This is a genomic window from Sphingomonas parva (ex Maeng et al. 2020), from assembly GCF_004564275.1.
GTDB lineage: Bacteria > Pseudomonadota > Alphaproteobacteria > Sphingomonadales > Sphingomonadaceae > Allosphingosinicella > Allosphingosinicella parva.
The window spans coordinates 1-7358 of the sequence record NZ_SPDV01000076.1 but is presented as its reverse complement, the minus strand read 5'-3'; the positions used below and the strand labels follow the sequence as shown (position 1 = coordinate 7358).

At 70.0% G+C, this 7358-nt stretch carries 6 protein-coding genes; 2 read left to right on the top strand and 4 right to left on the bottom strand.

Annotation, left to right across the window (positions count from 1 at the left end; genetic code table 11):
• The 4 genes from E2493_RS20130 to E2493_RS20115 all read right to left on the bottom strand — a co-directional run.
• Positions 1 to 640, bottom strand: a 640-nt coding sequence (locus tag E2493_RS20130) for a helix-turn-helix domain-containing protein (RefSeq protein ID WP_167737662.1), incomplete at its 3' end; no start/stop codon positions are given.
• 708 nt (positions 641 to 1348) lie between these two features.
• Positions 1349 to 1747: a YdbL family protein gene (locus E2493_RS20125; protein WP_135090457.1), complete on the bottom strand. Its 399-nt coding sequence runs from the start codon at positions 1745 to 1747 to the stop codon at positions 1349 to 1351.
• Between the two features lie 2 nt (positions 1748 to 1749).
• On the bottom strand, positions 1750 to 1971 hold the full coding sequence (locus E2493_RS20120; RefSeq protein WP_135090455.1) for a YnbE family lipoprotein: 222 nt from the start codon (positions 1969 to 1971) through the stop codon (positions 1750 to 1752).
• Positions 1968 to 5243, bottom strand: coding sequence for a YdbH domain-containing protein (locus E2493_RS20115; RefSeq protein WP_135090453.1), 3276 nt, complete (start codon positions 5241 to 5243; stop codon positions 1968 to 1970). Before E2493_RS20115 ends, E2493_RS20120 begins: the two co-directional genes overlap by 4 nt.
• A gap of 138 nt (positions 5244 to 5381) precedes the next feature.
• Here E2493_RS20115 and radC point away from each other — a divergent pair, with 138 nt between their 5' ends.
• Positions 5382 to 6089 carry a RadC family protein gene (gene radC / locus E2493_RS20110; protein WP_225421614.1) on the top strand — a complete coding sequence of 236 codons (708 nt, stop codon included), beginning with the start codon at positions 5382 to 5384 and terminating at the stop codon, positions 6087 to 6089.
• Positions 6090 to 6847: 758 nt separating this feature from the next.
• Positions 6848 to 7358, top strand: a 511-nt coding sequence (locus E2493_RS20105; RefSeq protein ID WP_135090391.1) for a transposase, incomplete at its 3' end; no start/stop codon positions are given.

Genomic DNA, 7358 nt, shown 5'->3' with positions numbered 1-7358 from the left:
GCTTGGTCATGCCGACGACACCGGCCGAGGCAAAGGGTGTGCCGTTATCTGAGCGGATCATCTCGGGCAGCCCGTAGGCCGCAAAAACGCGCTCGAACACCGGCATCGCCTCCTCCCCGCGCGTGGTCGCGCCGGCAGAAAGGCCAATCAGGTATCGAGAAAAGCTGTCGCTGATCGTTAGCGGCTCAAGGCGCTCCCCGTCCCCAAGACGACGCCATCCCTTGTGATCAACCGCCCAAACATGATTGGGGCGCTCCGCACACGTCAGACCGCCGAGCGTCGGCGGCGCCCGATTTCGGCGGCGCCTCGACTGCACCAAGCCAGCCCGCTTCAGGATCTCGCCGGCCGTCGACGGCGCTGGCCACGGCAAGTCCGGACGGCGCTGTGCCAGTTTTGCGATGATCTTCCGCGGGCCCCAACTCGGACGCTCCTCCCGCTGCTGCAAAATTGCCTCGACGAGCATCTCGTCCGTCGCTCGGCCATGCACCAGCGGCGCACTCGACCGCTCCGCCAACCCCGCCACGCCCTCGCACGCGTACCGGTCGATCCACTTGTAAGCCGTCTTGCGGCTCACTCCGTAGTGACCGGCGAGCTCTACCACCGTCCAATGTCCCGCCAGCCAGTCACTGATGAACGCCACCCTCTCATCCATCGCACAGCTCTCTTGCCAAGGCATCGGCGAGTCTCCCTCGCCGATAAGACAGCTGTCACCCAGGTATCCGGTCTAGTCTGTCACCACCCTATCCGGTCTGCACACACCCCCTGCCCCCTCCAGCAAGTGCTGGAGGGGGGAAGGACGGCGAACTCGGTCGCAGCATGCCCCCTCCACGGCTTCGTGGAAGGGGTTGGGGGTGGTGGCGGAGCAGAGAGCTCCCCTCCCTGCAAGGGAGGGGCTGGGGGTGGGTCGCGAGCGGAGCGAGCTCTGCGGCGCCCGGGCACCGATGGGCGTCTTCGGCCCCATCGAGGGGCCTCAGCCGCACCCCACCATCGGTAGGTGCGTCACGCCCCGCGTGACGCAGCCGTGCCGGGGGCACGGCGACCTACCCATCCCTCCCTCAAAGGGAGGGGAAGAAGCTCAGCCGCAATAGCTCGGCAGCGGCACGGGCGCGCTGCCGTCGCGCTGGTGCCAGGTTGTCTTGGCTGTCCTCCCTGTGGGCGAAGCCCATGGGGAGGGGGACCAGGCGAAGCCTGGTGGAGGGGCCGGGAGGTGGTCGGCCTTCCCGGCCCCTCCACCGCGCTGCGCGCGGTCATGTCGAGGTTGCCCTGTCCGCCGGACAGGGCTGAGCCGTGCGGGGCACGTCTCACCTCGACATTCCCCATCCGCTTCGCGGACAGGGAGGATTGAAAATTAGCCGCAATAGCTCGGCAGCGGGACCGGGGCGCTGCCGTCGCGCTGGTGCCAGGCACCGTCGGTGCCGCGATAATATTGGCCCGGGCCGACCTTGGTGCGGAACAGCTCGCAGGCGGTGGTCGCGGCGACCTCCTCGATCTTGGCGCCGCGCTTGGCGGCGAGATCGGTGTAATAGGCACGGCGCTTGATGTTGACCGAATCGACCTGGGCGCGGAGCGCGGCGGAGGGCGATCCGACGATGCCGAGATAGCCGTCGGCCTGCTCGCCGGCCTGGCCGCTGGCGCGCAGCTCGGCGGCGGCGTCGCCCTGGAGCATCGCATAAGCCGCGGAGGCACCGCCCGCGACGGCGAACACCGCGATTCCGGCGGCGACGATCAGCTTGAGACGGCGGTTCATGGTCAGAATACTCCCGGATTCTTCTCGATGAGATCGCGCACGTCCTCCTGAAGACGAACCACGACCTCCTGCCTGATATTGATGTTGAGGTTGATCTCGATCGGTTTCTCCGGCGCGCTCACCTGAACGCATCCGGCCGTCGAAACCAGCACCGGCGCGAGCAGGAGAAACCTCCCGACCGCACCCTGCGTCGAACGCAGTCTCGTCAATATCGCCGCTTTCATCGCACAGTCTCGCTTTCTTTGGGCTGAACAGGGGTGAATTGCACCGGGGGCTGCGCCGGCGGCCGCGCGGGCGCCGGCGGGGCGGGAGAATCGTCCAGCGGCGACGGAAAAGCCGATTGCTCGCGCAGCTTCTCCGGCAGGACCGACTGGATGAGGTTGGACGGATCCTCGAACGAGCGGGCGGTGGCGAGCAGCGCCCGGAACGGCCCACGCACGGTGATGTTGAACTCGAACGGGATCTTGGCGAGCTGGCCGAGCGCCCGGCGCGCGACGAGGCCGCTGATCCCGCCCCCGGCCGGCGCCACGGTCAGCACCGGATCGCGGGCGACTCCGTCGAGCTCGATTCCGGCGACGAACTCGCCGTCGAGCGCGCCGTCGAGGGCGATGGTGAGCTTGCTGTAGCGCATCGATTTCAGCGCATCGAAGGCGAGCTTGCCGTAGGTGCCGAGATCCTTGTCGGTGAGCTCGCCGACGTAGGAGAGGGTGCCGCCCCCTTCCCGCGCGATCAGATGGCCGCCGACGATGCGGCCGCCCTGCTGATCGAAGACCATCGGGATGATCCCGTCGAAGGTCCCGGTGGCCGAGATGTTCGAGAATTCCATCTGCTGGATGAAGCGGGCGGCGTCGAGGCCTGTGACGCGGAACGTCAGCTGCTTGGTGCTCGGCTGGGAGAAATCGAGGATGGTCTCCTCGAGCGACAGCTCTCCGCCGGCGAACGGCCAGCGTCCGCCCTCCACCCGGACGCGCAGGCCGGGGAGGAGCTGGTAGCGGATGCGCCCGTCGAAGACGTCGATGCCGGTGCGGATCAGATCGACCTCGGCGAGCTGGCCGGGCGCGCTGGCGAGGCCGAGCAGGTCGGTGAAATGGACCGTCGACTTGAAGCCCTCGACCGGGCCGAAGGCGGCGGCGAAATCCATGTCGTCGGTCGCGAACGTGGCGGTGCTCGTCGTCCCCTGCGAATCCCAGCGTATCTCGGCATCGCCGCGCAACACCCCCCTGACCAGGGCGATCACGCCGGTGGTGAGTCGGGTCAGCGCCTCGGGCTGGAAATTCTCGTCGAAGCGGATGCCGGGGACGGCGAGCTTCGCCCGGCCCGCGCCGCTGTTCAGCGAATGGGCGATGTCCGCCTGCATCACCCTCGTGCCGGTCTCCGGATCGTCGAGCCAGCCTCCTGCCGCGATCGCGTTGTTCGACAGCGTCAGGCGGAAGTCGGGTGCGACCAGGGGATGGAAGCGCGCCGGATCCATCGTGTCGGCGACGCGCAGCGCGCCCTGCATGGCGAGGTCGCTTCCGGCCAGCGACCAGCGGCCGGCGCCGTCCGACAGCAGCAGGGGTACGGCGGCGAGGCGGGCGCTGAGCCCCGAATAGCGGCCGGAAACGCCCGGTCCGCCGAACCGCCCGGTGAACGAGGCGATGTCGAGCCGGTTGGCGGCGTCGGCGGGGCCGAGGCGGACGGCGAGATCGGAGGCGGTGAAGCCGGGCCCCTCCAGCCCGAACAGCAGGCGCGAGGCGGCAATGCTGACCGGCGAGCTGCCGAGCGTGCCGGCGAAACGCGGCGCGCGCACCGAGGCCCCGCCCGCGACGACGCCGCCCGGGGTCTTCCACACCAAAGCGCGCCCGGTCGGGCAGAGCGAGAAGGCGGCCGCGCCGAGACGCAGCGTGCCGGTCGTGAAGCTCCGGACCCGCGCTGGCAGGCAGGTCTCGCCCAGAGCGAAGCCGCCGCGGCCGTCGAAGCGCGCGGCGATCGGCAGCACCAGCCCGGTGACGCTGCCTCCGTCGAACGGCCCGTCGATCGTCGCGACGGTGTCGATGCTGGTCACGCCGCCGCCGGCGGCGCGGAAGCGTACCGGGCCGAGCGCCAGCCGCGACCCGCCGGCGGTGAGCGGGGCGACACGGCCGACGCCCTCGATCGCCCCCCCGAGCGCGGGCTGGCGAAGCGCGACCTGAACGGCCGTGAAGCCGCCGCCGGACAAAGCGAGAGTACCGTCGATCCGCGAGAGGCCGCTCGGCCAGGCGTAGGTGACGCCCTCCCCGCCCTCGAGGGTCAGGCGCGCGCCGCTCCGGCTGAGCGCGATCAGCCGCTCGAAGCGCAGCCCGGCGCCGTGGCTGTCGCGGACCAGGCGGATCGAGCCGGCCGCGTCGAAGGCGCTGCCGGCCCTGCGCAGCGCGGCGGCCAGCGCCTCGCCGACCCGCTCGAGCGGCGTGCCGCCGGCCGAGCCCAGAGCGTCGATCGCCCCGGCAAGGAGCGGCACGGCGGAGACCCCGCGCGCGCCGGCATCGGCCTGGAGGGACAAGGAACCGGTCTTCAGCGACAGAGCGTAGCGTCCGTCGATCCGGGTGCGGCCCGCAGCGACCTCCCCGACGCGCGCCGAGGCGGCGGCGAGATTGACCGCGCCGGCAGTCCGTCCCGCATCGCCTTCGAAGCCGATGCTGCCGGCGAGCGCGCCGAGCCGGTTCGAATCGAGCCGGAGGCCCGCGGCGGCGAGCGACGCCTTGCCGCGCCAGGCGTTCAGCGCCTCGGCGAGCTGCACGTCGAGCCCGAGCCGCGGCTCGGCGACGAGGAATTCGCCGCAGCCCAGAGCGGCGGCACGGACCGGTCCGGCGAAGCCGGGCCTGCCCTTCGCGATCGCCACCGCGCCGGTCGCGAACGGCGCGGCGATGCGGCAGGTGCCGAGCTGGAGCGCCCGGGCGCTCGCCGCCATGCGGCCGCGGAACCCGTCGGCGAGATTGCCGCGGCCTTCGAGTCCGATCCCGATCCGGCCGGCGGGGGTCTCGAGGCGGAGCGAGGCGTCGGCGACATCGACGGCCTGGTCCGGGAAGCGGAACGGCGCGCCGCTCGGCGGCGGCAACAATTTGTCGATCTGCCCGAGGCTGATCCGGCCGTCGACCACCCTGCCGCGGAGGCGAACACCGCGCGCCGTGATCAGCGCGATCTTCGGCCGCCTGAGGCCCGTCCAGCTCAGCTCGATCTCGACCGATTTCGCGACGAGGTCCGGATCGCCCGCCTTGCCGATGACGACGTCCTCGAGCCGCTGCCGGCCGAAGCCGATGCTCTTGACGGTGTAGCTGCCCTCGACGCCGCGGCGGGCGAGCTCGCGGCCGAGGAAGGTGGAGGCGATCTGCATGCGCAGCGCCCAGGCCAGAGCGAGCGCGGCGACGAGCACGAAGAGGATGACGGGCAGGACCAGCCGCCGGCGCCGCCGGAGCACCGTGCCGCCTTCCGGCGCGTCGCCGGGCTGCCGTTCCGGCGCCTCCGGGTCCTGCTCGTCCACCCGCGCGACCCTAGCCCCTGGGCGCCGGACGCGCGTCGCGGACCTGCTTCGACATCATGGCTGGCTCAACCTCCATGCCCCCGCTCCGTTCCGGCCCCGTCACTTTCCCGCTGTAGCGCGCGAGGTTTGCCTAAGGCCATGGCCAAGCTTATTCTCGCCTTAATGGCCGATCAGCAACCTGACGCGAGCGGCCACCGCGCCAGGCTGCGCCAGCGGCTCCTGGACGGCGGCCCCGATGCCCTGCTCGACCACGAACTGGTCGAGTATCTGCTCGCCCTGGTCATCCCCCGCCGCGACACCAAGCCGCTCGCCCGCAAATTGATCGACCATTTCGGCGGCTTCGGCCCTTTGCTCTCGGCGGAGCACGAGGCGATCGCCCGCGCCGGCGAGATCAGCGAGAGCGCGGTGGCGGCGATCAAGATCGCCCAGGCGGCCTCGCTCCGCCTGCTCGAATCGAAATTCCGCCAGGCGCCGGTGCTCGGCAGCTGGCAGGCCTTGCTCGACTATCTGCGTGCCGACATGGCGTTCAATCCGGTCGAAAGGGTGCGCGTCCTCTATCTCGACGCCAAGAACCGGCTGATCCGCAACCTGCCGATGTCGGAGGGCTCGGTCGACGAGGCGGCGGTCTATGTGCGCGAGGTGATCCGCAAGGCGCTCGACTATCACGCGACGGCGATGATCCTGGTCCACAACCACCCGAGCGGCGACCCCTCCCCCAGCCAGCAGGACATCCGCCTGACCCGCGAGATCGTCGAGGCGGCGCGCCCGCTGCGCATCTCGGTGCACGACCACGTCATCGTCGGGGCGAACGGCCATGCCAGCCTGAGGGCGATGGGGTTGATCTAGGCGTAGCGGCAAGGAAGGCGCCGCCGCACCGGGGCGGGGAGGAACAGGCGTTTCCTGTAAGGAACAGGGAATCCGGGGACCGCGAGGGACGAAGGCATGGCCGATGTCCGCCCCCTGCCCCTCCCTGCGGCGCCCTGCCCTGCTGCACTGCACACCGTAAATCGACCGTTGTTTACGGTGAATCCGCTGCAGCGCAGCAAAGCTGCGGCGTCGGCCCGATCCGCAGGGATGCAGGCGCGGGAGCGCCCGATCCAGGCCCGGCGCAGGCAGCGGAGCAGGCGCGCGCGGCGCGGCAGCGATCGAGGCCCTGGATCGGCGGGACTTCACCGCAATATGCGGGCGCCGGCCACCTCTAAAGCCGGCGTACGCGCGCGATGCGCATCATCAAGGCTTCACAATCGAAAGAGCCAACGCGAGACCAAGCGGGAGCCGAAGGGCCGCCGCGCAGAGTAGAACATATCATGAACAACGTTCAAAGTCAAACCAGTATGGCGGCCCGGCAAGCGCCGCGCCGCGGCTGAAAGTGGCCGAGTCCGGACCTTCCGCTCTTGGATGATCAACGCGAAACGCGGACCTTTCGGCTGCGCGGCCGTCTAGCCGCCAGCTTCTGACGCAGCTCCAGATGCTCCATCAGGAAGGGCTAATCAGCATCGGTTGGATTTGCAAAGTCGGCTTTCCACCGATAGTGTTGAAAAACTCCCCTTGCTGCCGTGACTCCGCTCTGATTCAATCGTCCTGCCAGAGCGGGAGGCGAGCCGATGATGGGCGAGCGGACGGTGATGCAGGAGGCGCTGTTCTACGGGTTCAGCCTGGAGCGCCACGTCCCTGACGACCACCTGCTGCGGCGGATCGATCGGTTCGTCGATCTGGCCGACATTCGCGAGCACCTGCGGCCCTTCTACAGCGCGACAGGGCGGCCCTCGATCGATCCGGAGCTGATGATCCGTATGCTGCTGATCGGCTATTGTCTCGGCATTCGTTCCGAGCGGCGCCTCTGCGAGGAGGTGCATCTCAATCTCGCCTACCGCTGGTTCTGCCGGCTTGGCCTCGACGGGGCGGTGCCGGATCACTCGACCTTCTCGAAGAACCGACACGGCCGCTTCCGCGACAGCGATCTGCTGCGCCGGCTGTTCGAGCTCACCGTCGAGCGCTGCCTGCTCGAGGGGCTGGTCGGCGGCGAGGGCTTCGCGGTCGACGCCAGCCTGATCAAGGCCGACGCCAACCGGCAGCGGGGGGTTGCCGGCGGCGAGGGACTTCCTGCGGAGGCGA